14 protein-coding genes and 2 pseudogenes are annotated in these 15,339 nt (G+C 38.9%); 3 read left to right on the forward strand and 13 right to left on the reverse strand.

The annotated features are described in order from the left end of the window. Positions 1-281: pseudogene (locus tag BFP77_RS02325) on the forward strand (IS1595 family transposase); the annotation flags it as partial. 36 nt (positions 282-317) lie between these two features. On the opposite strand, the gene BFP77_RS02330 reads toward BFP77_RS02325, so the two are convergent. The 8 genes and pseudogenes from BFP77_RS02330 to BFP77_RS17560 form a co-directional block, all read right to left on the reverse strand. Then, positions 318-1,397, reverse strand: coding sequence for a serine hydrolase domain-containing protein (locus tag BFP77_RS02330; protein WP_099572471.1), 1,080 nt, complete (start codon positions 1,395-1,397; stop codon positions 318-320). Between the two features lie 257 nt (positions 1,398-1,654). Beyond that, positions 1,655-2,833 carry an alpha/beta hydrolase-fold protein gene (locus tag BFP77_RS02335; RefSeq protein ID WP_099572472.1) on the reverse strand — a complete coding sequence of 393 codons (1,179 nt, stop codon included), beginning with the start codon at positions 2,831-2,833 and terminating at the stop codon, positions 1,655-1,657. Between the two features lie 16 nt (positions 2,834-2,849). Next, positions 2,850-4,058, reverse strand: coding sequence for a M23 family metallopeptidase (locus BFP77_RS02340; RefSeq protein WP_180272288.1), 1,209 nt, complete (start codon positions 4,056-4,058; stop codon positions 2,850-2,852). Positions 4,059-4,121: 63 nt separating this feature from the next. Then, positions 4,122-4,919, reverse strand: coding sequence for an SDR family oxidoreductase (locus tag BFP77_RS02345; protein ID WP_099572474.1), 798 nt, complete (start codon positions 4,917-4,919; stop codon positions 4,122-4,124). 15 nt (positions 4,920-4,934) lie between these two features. Continuing rightward, positions 4,935-5,366: a DUF6326 family protein gene (locus BFP77_RS02350; RefSeq protein ID WP_099572475.1), complete on the reverse strand. Its 432-nt coding sequence runs from the start codon at positions 5,364-5,366 to the stop codon at positions 4,935-4,937. A gap of 26 nt (positions 5,367-5,392) precedes the next feature. After that, a complete protein-coding gene (locus BFP77_RS02355; RefSeq protein WP_099572476.1) occupies positions 5,393-6,001 on the reverse strand; it encodes a hypothetical protein in 609 nt (202 codons plus the stop codon). Positions 6,002-6,080: 79 nt separating this feature from the next. Then, positions 6,081-6,668, reverse strand: a complete 588-nt coding sequence (locus tag BFP77_RS02360) for a Crp/Fnr family transcriptional regulator (protein WP_099572477.1) — start codon at positions 6,666-6,668, stop codon at positions 6,081-6,083. Positions 6,669-6,729: 61 nt separating this feature from the next. Further along, positions 6,730-7,534, reverse strand: a pseudogene (locus tag BFP77_RS17560) (IS30 family transposase); the annotation flags it as partial. A gap of 18 nt (positions 7,535-7,552) precedes the next feature. On the opposite strand from BFP77_RS17560, the gene BFP77_RS02370 reads away from it, so the two are divergent. Beyond that, positions 7,553-7,750 carry a hypothetical protein gene (locus BFP77_RS02370; protein ID WP_143751823.1) on the forward strand — a complete coding sequence of 66 codons (198 nt, stop codon included), beginning with the start codon at positions 7,553-7,555 and terminating at the stop codon, positions 7,748-7,750. A gap of 187 nt (positions 7,751-7,937) precedes the next feature. After that, a complete protein-coding gene (locus BFP77_RS02375) occupies positions 7,938-8,618 on the forward strand; it encodes a head GIN domain-containing protein (RefSeq protein ID WP_099572480.1) in 681 nt (226 codons plus the stop codon). A 4-nt stretch (positions 8,619-8,622) separates the two neighbouring features. On the opposite strand, the gene BFP77_RS02380 is transcribed toward BFP77_RS02375, so the two are convergent. From BFP77_RS02380 to BFP77_RS02400, 5 genes are read right to left on the reverse strand one after another with little or no spacing between them, the layout of a single operon-like run. Next, positions 8,623-8,805 (reverse strand): CPXCG motif-containing cysteine-rich protein, encoded by a 183-nt coding sequence (locus BFP77_RS02380; protein ID WP_099572481.1) that lies wholly within the window; start codon positions 8,803-8,805, stop codon positions 8,623-8,625. 28 nt (positions 8,806-8,833) lie between these two features. Beyond that, positions 8,834-9,505 carry a hypothetical protein gene (locus tag BFP77_RS02385; RefSeq protein WP_099572482.1) on the reverse strand — a complete coding sequence of 224 codons (672 nt, stop codon included), beginning with the start codon at positions 9,503-9,505 and terminating at the stop codon, positions 8,834-8,836. Positions 9,506-9,527: 22 nt separating this feature from the next. Further along, positions 9,528-10,919: a TolC family protein gene (locus BFP77_RS02390; protein WP_099572483.1), complete on the reverse strand. Its 1,392-nt coding sequence runs from the start codon at positions 10,917-10,919 to the stop codon at positions 9,528-9,530. A gap of 1 nt (position 10,920) precedes the next feature. Continuing rightward, positions 10,921-14,202, reverse strand: a complete 3,282-nt coding sequence (locus tag BFP77_RS02395; RefSeq protein ID WP_099572484.1) for an efflux RND transporter permease subunit — start codon at positions 14,200-14,202, stop codon at positions 10,921-10,923. After that, entirely contained in the window at positions 14,202-15,332 is a 1,131-nt protein-coding gene (locus BFP77_RS02400) for an efflux RND transporter periplasmic adaptor subunit (RefSeq protein WP_099572485.1), read from the reverse strand. The genes BFP77_RS02395 and BFP77_RS02400 overlap by 1 nt, the downstream gene beginning before the upstream one ends. Positions 15,333-15,339 lie beyond the last annotated feature (7 nt).

Raw genomic sequence — 15,339 nt, forward strand, 5'->3', positions numbered from 1 at the left:
AATGGAAGGGGTACAGGCCCATCGCAAAGGTCTACGATATAAACCAGATAGAAAGCGCGAAGGGGGCCAACTTCAAGGCGCTGCATACCATGATACACCAGATAAAGTCCTGGATTAGAACGACCTATTCATGGGTGAGCGACTTTCATATCAACAGGTATTTCAACGAGTTCTGCTTCAGCATAAACCGCTCCCAAAGCAAGGCGACCGTATTCAACAACCTGATAACTAAAATGGTCGGAAAAGAAAAAGTATACCAGTCCAAACTAATATGCAGTTAACTACTGACCTCTAAAAAGTAATATATCAATTTGCCTTTAATTCCTTTTTCCTGCAATCAATTCTTTAAAATAATTTGAAACCATCGTAGTTCCTGTTGAGCCGTCGTCGTCAATATTCGATAAAATTACGACGGTGTAGTTGTCATTTACAAAATGCATGAGTTCTCCACGAACTCCATACCAGCCGCCGCTGTGTCCTAGAATGGTTTGATCATATCGTAAATCAGCATCTATTCCATATCCCAAATGTGTGTTGTAACCTTTTACCTTAGGTTCAAACATTAATTCTATAGTTTGCTTTTTTAACAATTTATAGTTTCTTAAAGCCTCTAAAAATTTATATAAGTCTTCAACAGTGGAGTAGTGAAATCCAGCGGGCGATGCTTTTGCTAGATAATAGTCATTTTTTCTTGGGCTTCTGTTTTCCTGTAAAAAGGTATTATAACCATTTGCCTTGTTGGGTACTATTGCATCGATATCCAATTCAGAGGTATTTGTCATATTGGCAACTTTGAAAATATGCTTCCTTACATACTCATAATAATCCAGTCCGCTTACTCTTTCAATTATGAGGCCGAGAATTACGTAGCCGGATGCACTATAATCATATTTGGTTCCAGGAGTGGATAACAAAGTATCTTTTTCAAAACGTTTAGCAAAATCGGATACCTTATTATAGGCAAGATTGTTCGTTTTCCAAAAGTCTAGATTATTGTTATATCCTGATGTATGTGTTAGCAGTTGGTGTATGGTTACCGAGTTCTTTACCAGTTCATTTGGGTAATTGGGTAAATATGCTCCAATTGGTTTTTTGAGCTCGACTTTTTCACCTTCATAGAGTTGAAGGGTTGCAACAGCCGTTATCATTTTGGTAATTGAGGCAATATTGAATTTCGTATCCACGTTGTTTTTAGCGCCAAACTCAATACTTGACAATCCGTATGCTATCTTTTGAATAACACTGTCGTTATGGGCAACTAAAATTGCACCAGAAAAGTCTTCTGGACTTAGCTGATTGAGATAGTTTCTTATTTCGGTATCCTTCGATTGCCCGTAACTAAATAGCCCGAGCATAAAGAAGATGTAAGTAAAGTTGATGCTACGTTTAAAAGCCATTCCTTGATTTAACTGAGTTAGTAAATAGAAACGCCTTGTTTTTAGTTTCGGGATTAGAGTTTGGCATATTTTGTAATCCATTGTGGATGATAATTTTTATTGCGTTAGATGAAATCTTCACTCTTTGTGTTTTAAGTCTTTTACCGGATTATCCTTTTAAAAAATACTTCTCTACCAAATCACTCGTCTAAGTAATTTAAACAAAAATGATTTGTCAGAAGTTAGGATGTTTCTTTTGTTGAAAATGTAAATCTAAACTAGTTGCTGACCCTAGCGATATTTTTGGTATAATAATCTTTTGTGGCAATAAAGTTTTCACTTTTCAACTGATGTTTTTTCTTAATTAAAGTCTTTAACGCATTTTCATACGACGTTTTAGCGTTTTTGAAATTACCTATTTTCTCAAAAAACTCCCCTTTGCTATCATATAAATTATTGTCCTCTGGAAACTTCTCAATGGCCCAATCGATAACGGTCAAAGCATCTACGTAACGATTGTGCCAAGCACATTCGTAGGCATAGTTGTTGGTATTTTTAGCGGTCAGCTCAACCAAATCTTTTTCGGCGAGGCCGTCGTAATATGAGATGATATTTTCTGCAGTTCTGAACTGATAATCTATGTAGGACTTTAGTCCGTAAAAGGCACTTATAGGAATCGTGGTTTCATGATTTTCAGATGCTGAGAAATCTTTGATTTCAAGATGTATTTTGGTCTTATGTTTATTGCTTTTTAAAATTTTGATGATTTGAACTCTTGATTCCTCATAATCTTTCCACTGAGGTGAATTTTTGTATTGTTCATCTGCATTGCTCAAATACACGAATTTTTTGCCAATGTCATCAGTGTCAAATTTTTTGAACCGCTCTACGAACTGGCCGCCATCAAAGCCAAAATTGGGTGAAACAGCTATTAAGGCATCAAACATATCCGGTTTTTCTAGTAGGCAGTAATTGATAAACGTGCCCCCGTTAGAATGACCGAAACCTATTCTCTTGGGTAAGGTTCGATAGGTACTCTCAATATGTGGAAATACCTCCCTATCTAAAAATTCCATGAATTTATCGGCACCGCCAATATACGCTCCATATTTTTCAATGGCTTCTTGGGTTGTGGGTTCGGGCAGCAAATCTAAATTTCTATGCTGTAACGGCTCTTCACTAAAAGGCGATTCAATACCCACGACAATAAAGCCGAATTCTTGGCCATCTAAAAATTGTGCTGTCGAATGAACCACATCGAACATTTCTCTAGCTTGGGCATCAAAAACGTAAATGACCTCAAATCTTTTATCGGGTTCATAATCGTATAGCTCGGGAGTGTAAACCCAAATAGCTCTCTCCATTCCAAATACGGTAGAATTGATTCCTTTGGTTTTAATTTTTTGTGCGAATGTTAAAAAAGAGAAAAAAACACATGCTAGTACAGAATACTTCATTGATTGATTGCTTAGATTACTTTATTTTGATAAGCCCATATCCAATAGGATATTCGTTCTTTTTAACTATCTCTATATCATCACTTTTTGGGACTCTATTATTCTGATAAAATACTGAAATTTCATCTTCCGAAAAGTGGTTCCATGTTATAAAGTTTTCGAAATGGTAGGGTATTCCTTCCCCACCAAAAAAAGAATTGCTCTTTGTCTCCAATTGAAAATGCAGGTGGGGGCAATCTGAATTGCCGCTATTTCCCAATAATCCTAAAACCTGTCCTTTCTTGACTTTATCACCAATCTTTACGCGTATGCTATTCGGTTGTAGATGTCCATATGATGCGTGAATACTATTACCGATATCCAGTACAACATAATTACCACCCAACGTTTCATGAGTCATTCTAACCGCCATCTCTTCAGAAAAAGGTATATTTTCCTTAATGTTATCCTTTGTATAAGCGACCTGACCATCTGCAACGGCAATTATCGGTACTCCATAGGTTTTCCAGTCGCTATTTTTTTTCATATTACCCTTAGCAAAACTTCCATCGGGATTTAACAACATCCAATCCACTGCAAAACGCTGTGGATAGGTTAGCCTACCTTCGGTAATTTGTCTTGCGCCCTGATGACTGTCCGTTTCATAAAACCATAACCCTTTATCTTGAAAAGGAAAACCAATGGTAAGGGTGTTTAAAGTCGGAATTTCTACCGGGGCGACTTCCATTGGGTGAACCGCAAATTCTCCGTTGCCTTTCAATCTTTTAAAGTATAGTTTATGATATATTTTTTTGGGAACTAAAGATGCTTCAGAAAAACTAAGCTGCATATTCAAGACCCCAAAATCGTTACCTTTTAAATATTTCATATCGTCTACATCGACACCACCTGGTCTGTCAAAATTCATATCGATATAGGTGCTATCGAGTGTTGAAATTGGGGCGTTAGATTTTTCAAAATCATAAACTTCAATCTTTTGTAATGTAAACGGGATTTTAAAATTGTTATTTACACTTAGTTCATAACGCAAGATTATCGACTTGTTAGTATTTACCGGGTTACTTACAAATTCTACCTCGGCTTGAATGACCTCTGTGGGTAAATCAACCTTTTCTAATCTTTTCGATATTGGACTCTCTAACACCTCCATGGCGCCTGTAGAAGGCCTCTCTTTCTTGCAACTAACGACAAACAGTAAAAGAAGTAGAGGTATACTATTTTTCATACATTCTAACATATTCTTGATTGTTAAATAAATATTTAGGACTTTACTCTCTAGTGCTTTGAACTATTTGGGTTTCGCTTCGCTACCGGCCAAAATGCCACCATCAATTGTCAATTCAGTACCTGTAACATATTTCGATTCTTCTGAGGATAGGTACAAAACCCCATAGGCTACATCAAGAGGTTCGCCAAAGTATCCCATCGGAATACCGCGCTCAACTGATTTAATGGTTTGTTCGCGCGCATCACCTTTACCCAACATCATATCCCACATTGGGGTCATGATTGCGGCCGGATGAACACTATTGCACCTAATGTTATACTTCTTTTCAGCACAATAGAGCGCCACGCTCTTTGTGTGGTTTCTCACCGAGGCCTTACTGGAGGCGTACGCAACAGCCATTGGAATGCCGACCATACCACTACGAGAGGATATATTCACAATGGAACCACCTTTCGCTTTCATGAGTTGAATGGCATATTTGCAACCAAGCATAACACCGGTAGAATTGACTTCATGCACCTCATTCCAAGACTTTAAGTCAATAAGTTCTGCATCAAATGGACCTTCGGTTTCTAGAAAACCCGTAATTCCCGCATTGTTCACCAAAATATCAAGCACTCGATATTCTTGCTGAATAAAGGATGTAATCTGAACCCACTCTGCTTCATTTTTTACATTCAAGTGATGGTACACGTTGTTGCTGTTTAATGAGTTAGAAAGTAGTTCTCCCTCTTTATCTAAAATATCCGTGATGATTACGATTGCACCTTCTTTGTGAAATAACTCTACAATAGCCTTTCCGATACCTCTGGCAGCGCCTGTCACGAGTGCAATCTTCTTATCTAATCTTCCCTTCATAAGCATTCTATTTTGCTAGTTGTTTGATACTTTATGTGCATAGTCTAATATGCTTTTACCGGTCTTCCATGTAAAGGAAATCCCAATAATAATTATGAGTGTAACTATTTCGATAATACTGAAAAAAATGTAGTGTTTGTAGTTTTCTCCAGTAATCAGGCTTACCACCTGAACAATCAATAACATAAGACCGACGATGATATTCAGCCATTTATTGATTCTAGGTTTAAGTAGTTTAGAGAGTACGATCATCAGTATCGGAATTTCCATAATCATCGAAAATAACAACAAAAATTCTTGGGTAAATTCGATACCTCCCATTTTGCCCGACATTAGGTCCTTAAGAGTTTCTGCTAGATATAATGAAAATACATCGCAGAAAATATAGTTTACCGTCAGAAAAATCCATAATATGGAAAGCGTCTCTTTAATTTTTTTATCGTCCATCTACTGAGTTTTACTATTGTTTTCAATTAGAGATTATAACCAAAGTGAAGACCTGGCCCTGCAAAAAGGGACTTGCTCCATTTCCCATCTTGTCTTTTGAAGGCTTCGGACATTTCCATAAGATGGCGTCTATAGGTTATTGCGATGGACCGCTCCATGAAAAAGGTGCGTTTTGACAATTTAATAGGATAACCCAGGCGATAGGTATTGAAGTTTTGAAAGCCATTATCAAACTTAACTTCATTGGTATAGATGAAATCATACCAAGCGCTCATTAGATGTACGGTAGCGTATAATCCTTTATTAAAAAAACTTTGGTACGCTAGAGCGAATCCTTTTTTTCTTATGAGGCCTGGGAAATATTCTTCAGGATTTTTACACGCTTCATCATATGGTATACCAAGAGGTTTAAAATAGCGCCATGTCTTGGCTTCTACAGAGACGACATCTTGCTCGGTAATACGATACCTCAAATAGAGTTGCACATAGTTTTGCCTTTCATCTGGCAGAAGATTGCCCAACATAGTGAAGATGCTGCCAACAAAACATCTTTTATTGGCTTCATCCTCATAGTCATAATGGGCTTGAAGGCCTAGGAGGCAAAGGGTCAAAATAATTGTAATTGTACTTCTCATGATTTGGAATTTAGGTCGGAAACAAGTGCAAAGCTAAATCCCATTCCGTACAATTGCATTCACTTAAGTGAAGAAAGAACTACGCCATTTTTTCTTTTTCAAGAATACGTGACCTGATACGGCTCAATGACTGTGGTTTAATGCCGATAAAGCTTGCAAGTTGGTGCTGCGGCACTCGTTGTATTAGACCTGGTCTCGTTTTCAATAGATGCATATAGCGTTGTTCTGGTTTCATGGTCATGAACGATGTCAGCTCCTCTTGTTTTTCACCCATCATTTTCTCCATACCAGATATGCAAAAAGCCTCGAACCTTGGATGCTTCTTGTAGAATGCAATTTCTTTTGCTGAATTGCTTACGGTGGCCGTTGTTTCTTCAAGGCATTCATAACTATATTTTGAGGGCTCATTGTTTGATAGGCTTTGAAAATTTGCGGCGCATTGACCCTCTGTCAAAAAAGCGGTGGTTATTTCGTCTCCATGAACTAGTTCGTATGCTCTTATACAACCTTTTACAACATAATAAGCGTCTTTTGCGACGTTGCCTTGTTTCAGAAGGACACTCCCTTTTTTAAAGATTTTTATGGGAAACGTTAGGGTAATATCTTTCTTCTCTTCTTTGGTTAGTTCCGTCATTTCAGACATGATTTGAATAAAAATATGTTCCATGAGACAAGCGTGCTTTGAATTTCGTATAAGATATTTCTTAATATTTAAAATTTAGCTGTGTTCAATCCATAAGTGCAACACACTTATTTTTTAGGACTTCAATAGGGTTGTAATAGTTAAACTTTCTAATAGGTCTGTAATTTAGTAATAATTCCACTTCTTTGATTCTCTCTATTGAGACTTGATTAAGGTCCGTTTTCTTAGGGAAGAATCGTCTAATAACTCCTATTCTATTTTCCACTGTTCCTTTGTCTTGAGATGTATAGGGTCTTGTAAAGTAAGTTTTAGCGTTTAAATCTTGGGCTAGTTTATGGTGATGTGCAAACTCTTTACCCGTTATCGAAGGTGATCGTTTTTATCCAAGAGCTACTAAAATTTGAAAGTCGTTTTTTCATTTTCTGATAGACGTGTTCCGCACCTTTACCATTTAGCTTTTCTAAAATAGTAATCAATGTTGCCCTGTCGGTCATTACCAGCAGTGCTGACTTATGATTACTACCCATCATCAGATCTACTTCTATATCTCCTATACGTTTACGCTCCGTTACCACTGCCGGTCGTTGTTCTATGGGAACTCTTTTGATAATAGCTCCCCTATTATCCTTCAAATTACAACGTTTCTGTCTTCTTCCTGTATGGCGCAAATGTTTATGAAGACCTTTATAAGCTTTATGTTTTCTATGATGACTGTGCTTTGCGGTCCATATCCATTTATAAATAGTCTCGTGACTAACACATTGCTCTTGCTCCTTGGCAAGACGTTTGGCAATAAGCTCTGGACTCCATTTATTGTGAGACATTAACTCAGCTATACGGGCTTTTAGATCATCCGTTAGGAGTATTGCCTTAGCTTTGACCTTATGGCGATGTCAATGTTCAGTAAGATGAACGACGAGACAAGAATCGAGGCTATTAAGTGCCTTAGAAAAGAGTTTAATCTAGACTCTTCTAAGCGTATTAAAAATACATGGCTTATTGGTGGTAGAATACCCCCTGCGTATCAGGAGAGAATAGTACATATATTTCAGGTTTTACTTAGACAACAGACCTTAAAAACACGTGAAATTATAGTGAACTTTTAAATTACATCCCCCCTTAAAAAATTAAGTATCACATTACTATTGCTCGTGTTGCCCTATAAAAGGAGCATGTCCAAAATTTCTCATATATCTTTAATAATCGGGCGTACCTATAAAATGGTTTTGAATGCGAAAATTTTATTTATACTTGAGTTAATCTTATCTTGTTAATTCTTTAAATACTAATGAAATGAAAAGCAGGTATCTTTCAATTGGGATATTATTAATTTCTGAGATAGTCTTCGGACAACGCTCCACTACTATTGCACTAGAGGATTTTACGGAATTAAAGGTTTATGAAAGAATCATAGTTACACTGGTTAAAAGTGACGAGAATAAATTGGTCATTACCGGTGATGATAAAGATGAAGTAGAAATTTCCGAAAAGGGTGATTTATTGAAGATAAAGATGGAATTTGATAATTTCCTTGATGGCAATGAAGCCAAAGCAACATTGTTTTACAATCAAGAGCTTAGCTTGATAAATGCCAATGAAAATGCCAAAATTGTATCCAAGGAAACCTATCAAGGAAAGAAGACGGATATTAGAGGTCAGGAAGGTGGTGTCATAGACCTCAAAATAGCCGTTGATTATGTTTATGTGCGCGCCATCTCCGGAAGCGAGATTACCATTACCGGTAAGAGTAACGAGCAAGAAATAGCCGTAAATACGGGTGGCAAAGTCTACAATAAGGAACTTAATACTTCTAATACTATCGTAACGGTCCTAGCTGGCGGAAGAGCCGACGTAAAAGCATCTTCAAAGGTTGTAGCCAAAGTAAAAGCAGGTGGCTCTATTTATATATACGGCAATCCTAAAAACATCGAAAAAAATAAGGTCTTTGGGGGCAAAATAAAGGTTATGGACTAAAGGCCTATTGTCCTATTTCCATAGCCTCAAATCCTACAAGTTCATTTGCTCGGAAAGCTGGGGTAACCTGTATGGGATTGCAACAAACTTCACAGTCCTCTACATAGGTTTGTTCATATACCGATGGGTCTAATAACATGGAAACGTTTTCCCAACAATAGGGACATTGAAAGAAATGTTCGTACATTTTTGGTCTAGATTGTAGTAAGAATAAATCAGGCTTTTTTCAGTACCTTAATCAACTCTTGTAGCGTCATACGCTGTATAATGTTCTCGGCGTTAGCATTAAGAATAACATGTTCTCCCAAACGTAAGAGCATCTCTTCTTCCTCCTCCTCTAATTGTAAATCCGATAATGCTCCCTTTACCTCTTCGAGCTTTAAATCAAAACGTTTTCTTAAACTGATGACACCGTTTTCGTTAGACAACCGAAACCCGCTGTAATCTATCAATCTCTTGATTCCGTTGAAAAATTTGAATCCGTTGAATACCAAACTGGCCATTGCAAAATTGATGGCCAGTGAAAATACATTGAAATCCTCTCCATTGACGAACATGGCCACCAAAGACCCAATACCATAGACACCAATAAAAAAGACTGCGATACCAATGATTATGGCCAAAACATCCATAATGAGCGCTCTGGTATTCCTCGTCACCACAACACCTTGCTCTGTAAATTGGGCATTGAATCCCAAATCCATCAAATAGTCCAAATTCTTGATTCGATGTAGCTTTTCGCCAATTGCCGATTCCAGTTTACTACTATCAACCGCTGAGTTTCTAGTCGTCAATTCTTTACTCAACACTAACTGAGATTCAAAGGTTAGCATCTGATATTGATCCAACACTTCTGTAAGTTCTTTTGTAGTTTTATCGCTATACATTAATTCACGTGTTTGGTGCTACTTAAAATTCTACATTTAACAACTGTCCTGTAAGCTGCAACAACTGAAGCTCCGCCAACTTTGCGTCATACTTGGCCAAATTCTTATTGGTCTGTGCGTTCAAAAGATTTATCTGCGCCTGCCTAAATTCTATAGACGTAATTCTTCCCAACTGAAATTGTTCTTTAGAACGCTCAAAGTTATTTTGATTGGTCAGTACGTTTTGTTCTTGTATTGCATAAATATTAAGTCTGTTCTCATATATGGCCAAGGCATTCTGAATATCCCTATTGACCTGCAATGCTACCTGTTCTTGCAAAATTTCTTGATTCGCATAGGCAATCTTTGCATTCTTGACCCTTACCGTGGTACCACCACCATCGAACAAATTCCAAGTCAACCGTGCTCCCAACCCAAAACTTCTATCGTTATTTACATTTACCCCGGGAAAGAAAGCGGATGGAGCGTTCTGGTTAAGATTCCAACCATACGAACCGGTCAAATCTAAATTAGGAAGGTAACCTGCCGTGTTGACCTTGATATCATAGGCGTTGATCGCTAAATTTCTTTCGGTCTGTAAAATGGCCACGTTATTCAAAGTGGCTTGGGCCACATAGTCGTCCAACTTTATTTTAGGTATGAACGTAACCAAGGTATCTACCTCGAAGGTTTCGTTTAAATCCTGACTTAAAACAACATTTAAATCGCGCTTAGCGTTTGCCAGCTGCTGTCTCGTATTCAATAAATTAATGCTATCGTTAGTGACATCTACCTGAGCGTTTAAAATATCCAGTTTCGTATTTTGCCCGTACTCAAAAGCGTACTCCGACCTTGTAATTCGTTGCTTGGAAATCTCCAAAGCCTCTTGTTGTACGTTTTTGTTTTCGGTTAACCGTGCAATCTCAAAATACACACTGAACATTTGAATCATGGTATTTTCAATGGTCTCCCTTGCCTGCAGACTTGTTAGCTGATATTGTTCCTTAAGTCGCTTAAAATTGTAGAACCTCCCCAATCCGTCAAACAAGGTATAATTGGCCGTTAAACCTGCATTATAACGTTGTGCTTCGGCCTTGTAAAGATTCGTTTCAGGTCTGGGAACAGGGTTTCCGTCATCGTCCAATAAAGTTTCGCCACTGCTAGGATCTCTAAGAAACTGCCCTGGAAATTCAAACGTAGAATCATCTCTTTGATAATTGGCCCCTGCATTACCCACCAAGGAAGGTAGGTAACCCGAGTTTAAAACGCTTTTATTATTCTCTGCTATTTCAATCTCGTTCTTGGCTACCTGGATACCAAAATTATTCTCCAAAGCCTTTACAACGGCCTCTTCCTTAGAAAGCATCGTATCCTGTGCAACAACACCTGTTACCGACACTAAAAAAAGTAGGGAACATAGTCGTAATCGTTTCATTCTATTCTTCCTTAAGTTCTTTATTAGTAGCTACTCCGTTACTTTTAGCTTGCAATAAATCGTTAGTACCATGACTTTTTTGACCTTCTAGATGAAGTCCTTCTTTCTTTTCTTTTATAGCACGCTCTACTTCTTCTTTCGTAATTAAATGTCCAGAAGCTAAAAGTCTATTTTTAGATTTTAGATTATTGCTGAACGACAAAAACAACGGTAGCATTAAAAGGGTCAAGAGTGTTGCTATACCTATACCGTATGCAATGGAAATGGCCATGGGTTTTAAAAATTGTGCTTGCCTACTGGTTTCTAACATCAGCGGTGCCAAACCTGCTATCGTGGTGATGGACGTTAAGAAAATTGCCCTAAATCTTGAGCGGCCTGCTTCGAATATAGCATCGTCAAAGGTCATACCTTCCCTAAGGTTGGTATTGAACCTTCCAATGAGGACCAGCCCATCGTTGACCATAATCCCGATAAGGGCGATGATACCTAAAAGGGATAATACGTTAATGGGAAAATCGTGGATCCAGTGTCCCCAAGCAACGGCCGTAAGGCTAAAAGGAACTAATAGAAGTAACATTAGCGGTTGACTAAAACTTCTAAAAGTAAATGCGATGGTAATGTATATTAAAAGTAATACCGAAAAACCTACTACCTTTAAAGAGGCGGTTAGTTTACCCAATTCTCTGTTTTGCCCCTCGTAGGAAGGGGAGACCGTTGGATATTTTGATAGAATTTCTGGCATAATTACCGTTTGAAGTTCCACCATGATATCGGTAGGACTATCTTTAGGGTTTTTCAAATCTGCCGAAACCTGTATTTCCCTTCGTCCTTCCAGCCTATTAATGGCCACATCTCCACGCTCAATCGTATACTCCGCAATCTCTTTTAATGGAACTCTATTTCCACTGGGGGTAACGATCCGCATCTCATCCAAATCAGCTATGGAAGAACGGTTTGCGCGATCATAACGGACCCAAACCCTGATCTCATCCTGTGATCTTTGAAAACGTTGTGCCTGTGTCCCGAAGAAACCAGCCCTTACCTGACTCATGACATTTCTTAAATCCAGTCCAAGCAGATAAGCGTTCTCTCGTAGCTCTAATCTTATTTCCTTAATTCCGGCCGGGTCATTGTCGGCAATATCCTTTAGTAAGGTATTGCTCTCCAAGGCTGCTTTAAGCTCCTTCTTTGCCGCTTTAAGTTCGGTAATGTTGTTACCCAACAACGAAACGGAGACAGGGGAACCACCAAAATTACCACCTGAGCCATAAATAAGACTTTCTACGCCAATCACCGGTCCAACTAGCTCTTGTAGTCTACTGGTCACCAAATCGGCAGCCACGGCATCTGGCCGCTCTTCTCCTGGTAATAAATTTATAGTCAATGTCGCCGTCGAGGAACCGGGACCTGCTCTTCTGATCATATTCTCAAAGAGCACTTTGTCAGTCCCTTTTAAATACTTTTGGGTCAATTCTTTGTTAACGATTTCCGCCTTGTCCTCTATCATGGTAATGATAGAATCGGTAATCATTTCATTGGTACCATTGGGCATTTGAAGTTCTACCTGAACCCTATCACTGGCAATTCTGGGAAAGAAGGCGGTCCTAATAATTCCCCCACCTACCGAACCGAAGGTCAGAATCAATGCCACGGCGAAAAAACTGAACATTAGAATTTTATATTGCATGGCAAAACGTAGCACAGGCGTGTAGAGTTTATCGCGCATCCACCCCATAAACTTATCACCAGATTCGTTTATTACCCTCAACTTGGCAAAGGCCTTACCCAGACCTTTTCTGGGTTTCTCGTTCACAGGCTGTAGTGCCTTGGAATGTGCCAAGTGGGCAGGGAGTATAATCAGTGCTTCTATTAAAGAAACCGCTAGCGTCAATATTACGATAACCGAGACCTCACCAAAAAATTCCCCTATTCTACTGTCTAAGAACAAGAAAATAGAAAATGCAAGGATAGTGGTGATAATAGCCGAAATTATGGGTGGCAGCACTTCCATAGTGCCATCTACCGCGGCTTGAACGGGCGATTTACCCTTTTCATAGTGTTGATAAATATTCTCAGCAATTACGATACCGTCATCAACTAAAATCCCGATAACGATAATCATCCCGAACAAGGAAAGGACATTTATGGTAACATCAAAAAAGCCAGCGAATATGAACATCCCTAAGAAGGCGACAGGCAGACCAAAAGCAACCCAAAATGCCAAACGCGTATTTAAGAAGAGTGACAAGAATATCAATACCAAAATCATTCCCATGACGGCGTTCTCTGTCAACAATTGCGTACGCTGCACCAGAGTGGTAGAAAGATCGGATACAACATCTAGCTTTACGTTATTATATTTCTGATTGAAATCCTCTACATAGTCTTTTACCTTTTCGGCAGAGCTTACTAAATCTTCCGTGTTTGTGCTGGTGATGGTCGTATTAACGGAAAGGTTTCCGTTAAAGTAGGAGGCATTGGGCGTCTCCGAGAAACGGTCTCGAATTATGGCTACATCCTTTAACCTTACCGTAGATCCGTTGGGGTCCGCTCGTACAATAAGATTAGACAGCTCATCCCCATAATAAGACCTGTTATTGGCTCGTATAAGATATTCTTCCGTATCGGTCTTTATATTACCTCCCGTGACCAAAATATTAGCGTTACCAACGGCTTGCGCCACCTCTGTAAATGAAATACCGTAGGCCAACAGATTATTCTCGTTAACCGCAATTTCTATTTCTTCCTGCGGATAACCGGTAACCTCTATTTGAGAAATGCCATCAATTGCCCTTAGATCGTTCTCTATTTGCCTACCCACATTCTTTAGGGTGGCTAAGGGAATATTCTCACCGCTTATGGCAAAGCTTATGGTTTGTCGTATCGCTTCCAGTTTGGAGACGATCAAAGGTTCCATACCTGTGGGGAAAGTTGGTACTCTATCCACGGCGTTCTTGACCTCTAGAAGCATAAAATCGATATCCCTGCCCTTTTCTATTTCTACATTTATGGTACCACTATTTTCCCGTGAGGTAGACGTTACCCTATCTACACCTTCCAAACCTTTAAGGTTATCTTCTATTTTTAAGACGATACCCTCTTCAATCTCCTGCGGGGAAGCTCCTGGATAGGTTATGGCAATGGAAATGTTCTTAGAATCGGTTAACGGAAAAAATGAAGATTTTAAAGACTTTGCCCCTACGATACCAAAAATTGCAAAAGCAATGATCACTACGTTTACCGCAACATGGTATCTTATGAAATACTCAATTAACTTTCGCATTACCCTTTCGTATTTGCCGGTTGATCCTTAAAAACTTTTACCGCCATACCCGTATATGCCCCAATAAGTGGTTTGGACATAATAGTAGCTCCGTTGGGCACATCTTTCAGGACCACACGCTTATCGGAAAAATAGACAGGTTTTACATTGATGACGTCAAGGACAGAATCTCGTACCACAAAAATCCGATCACCTTCCATAAGTAAACTTCTATCAATTTCTATGGCGTTGTCCTCTTTTCGGGCATCTAGATAAGCTTCCAGATACATTCCCTCCCTTAGATTAGGATCATTGACCTCTATATAAGCTTTTATGGTCTGTGTAGCTTGGTCTACCCTTCCGTTTATTCTAGATACTTTTCCCGTATAGGTCTTAGTCAGATCTAAGGTACTCAGTTCCACAGATTCACCTACTTTTAATAAATCCGTATAGGTTTTACTCACGGACACCTCTAGTTCATAGACACCAGGATTGATAAACTCACCTAACTTCTGCCCCGCTCTGACCAAAGAACCTTCTGTAACGGAGGCTTCCGTTAAAATACCTGCGAAAGGAGCAACAATTCTATATTTAGATAAACGCTGCTCCAAGTTCTTTACATTGTAATAGTTGGTAAGGATACCACGCCCAGATATAAAAAAGCGCTCTTTCTCCGAAGTCATTTCAGGGAAAGCAGGCGTGCTTTTGGAAATATCGAAATTGTTGAGATAGGTTTGCCATTTTGGAAAATACTCCGGGTAATCCAATCTTAAATCGGGCATGATTGAAGTAAGTTCATTATAGAGGTTACTCTTTGCGGATTGCACACTGGCAGCATATTCCGAAGCATCTATACTGATAATGGTTTCTCCTGCTCGGTAGGCTTGGCCTTCCTTGAACAACTTACTGCCTCTTCTAAAAACTCCTTGTACCTCTGCATAGAGCTCTACACGTTGTTTGGCACTTAGATTTCCGTTGGCGGACACTACTATAGGTACTGTTCCGTTCTTAACCACTTCAGTGAAAACGGTCTTGACCACTTTTCCGGCTTTAGGTCTAAAGCTTTTTTTGCTGTCCACTATTCCTTTTGCCACAAAAAAGGAACCCACGATTAGCAGGATTCCCAGAATAGCTAGTATAATCTTTCTCATAGTAAGC

Source organism: Maribacter sp. 4U21, assembly GCF_002742365.1.
Classification (GTDB): domain Bacteria; phylum Bacteroidota; class Bacteroidia; order Flavobacteriales; family Flavobacteriaceae; genus Maribacter.

Coding starts and splice junctions, on each gene's coding strand:
- BFP77_RS02375 (WP_099572480.1), top strand. CDS start 7,938: ATGAAAAGCAGGTATCTTTCAATTGGGATATTATTAATTTCTGAGATA.
- BFP77_RS02330 (WP_099572471.1), bottom strand. CDS start 1,397: ATGGCTTTTAAACGTAGCATCAACTTTACTTACATCTTCTTTATGCTC.
- BFP77_RS02385 (WP_099572482.1), bottom strand. CDS start 9,505: ATGTATAGCGATAAAACTACAAAAGAACTTACAGAAGTGTTGGATCAA.
- BFP77_RS02340 (WP_180272288.1), bottom strand. CDS start 4,058: ATGAAAAATAGTATACCTCTACTTCTTTTACTGTTTGTCGTTAGTTGC.
- BFP77_RS02390 (WP_099572483.1), bottom strand. CDS start 10,919: ATGAAACGATTACGACTATGTTCCCTACTTTTTTTAGTGTCGGTAACA.
- BFP77_RS02395 (WP_099572484.1), bottom strand. CDS start 14,202: ATGCGAAAGTTAATTGAGTATTTCATAAGATACCATGTTGCGGTAAAC.
- BFP77_RS02335 (WP_099572472.1), bottom strand. CDS start 2,833: ATGAAGTATTCTGTACTAGCATGTGTTTTTTTCTCTTTTTTAACATTC.
- BFP77_RS02380 (WP_099572481.1), bottom strand. CDS start 8,805: ATGTACGAACATTTCTTTCAATGTCCCTATTGTTGGGAAAACGTTTCC.
- BFP77_RS02360 (WP_099572477.1), bottom strand. CDS start 6,668: ATGGAACATATTTTTATTCAAATCATGTCTGAAATGACGGAACTAACC.
- BFP77_RS02400 (WP_099572485.1), bottom strand. CDS start 15,332: ATGAGAAAGATTATACTAGCTATTCTGGGAATCCTGCTAATCGTGGGT.
- BFP77_RS02370 (WP_143751823.1), top strand. CDS start 7,553: ATGAACGACGAGACAAGAATCGAGGCTATTAAGTGCCTTAGAAAAGAG.
- BFP77_RS02350 (WP_099572475.1), bottom strand. CDS start 5,366: ATGGACGATAAAAAAATTAAAGAGACGCTTTCCATATTATGGATTTTT.
- BFP77_RS02355 (WP_099572476.1), bottom strand. CDS start 6,001: ATGAGAAGTACAATTACAATTATTTTGACCCTTTGCCTCCTAGGCCTT.
- BFP77_RS02345 (WP_099572474.1), bottom strand. CDS start 4,919: ATGAAGGGAAGATTAGATAAGAAGATTGCACTCGTGACAGGCGCTGCC.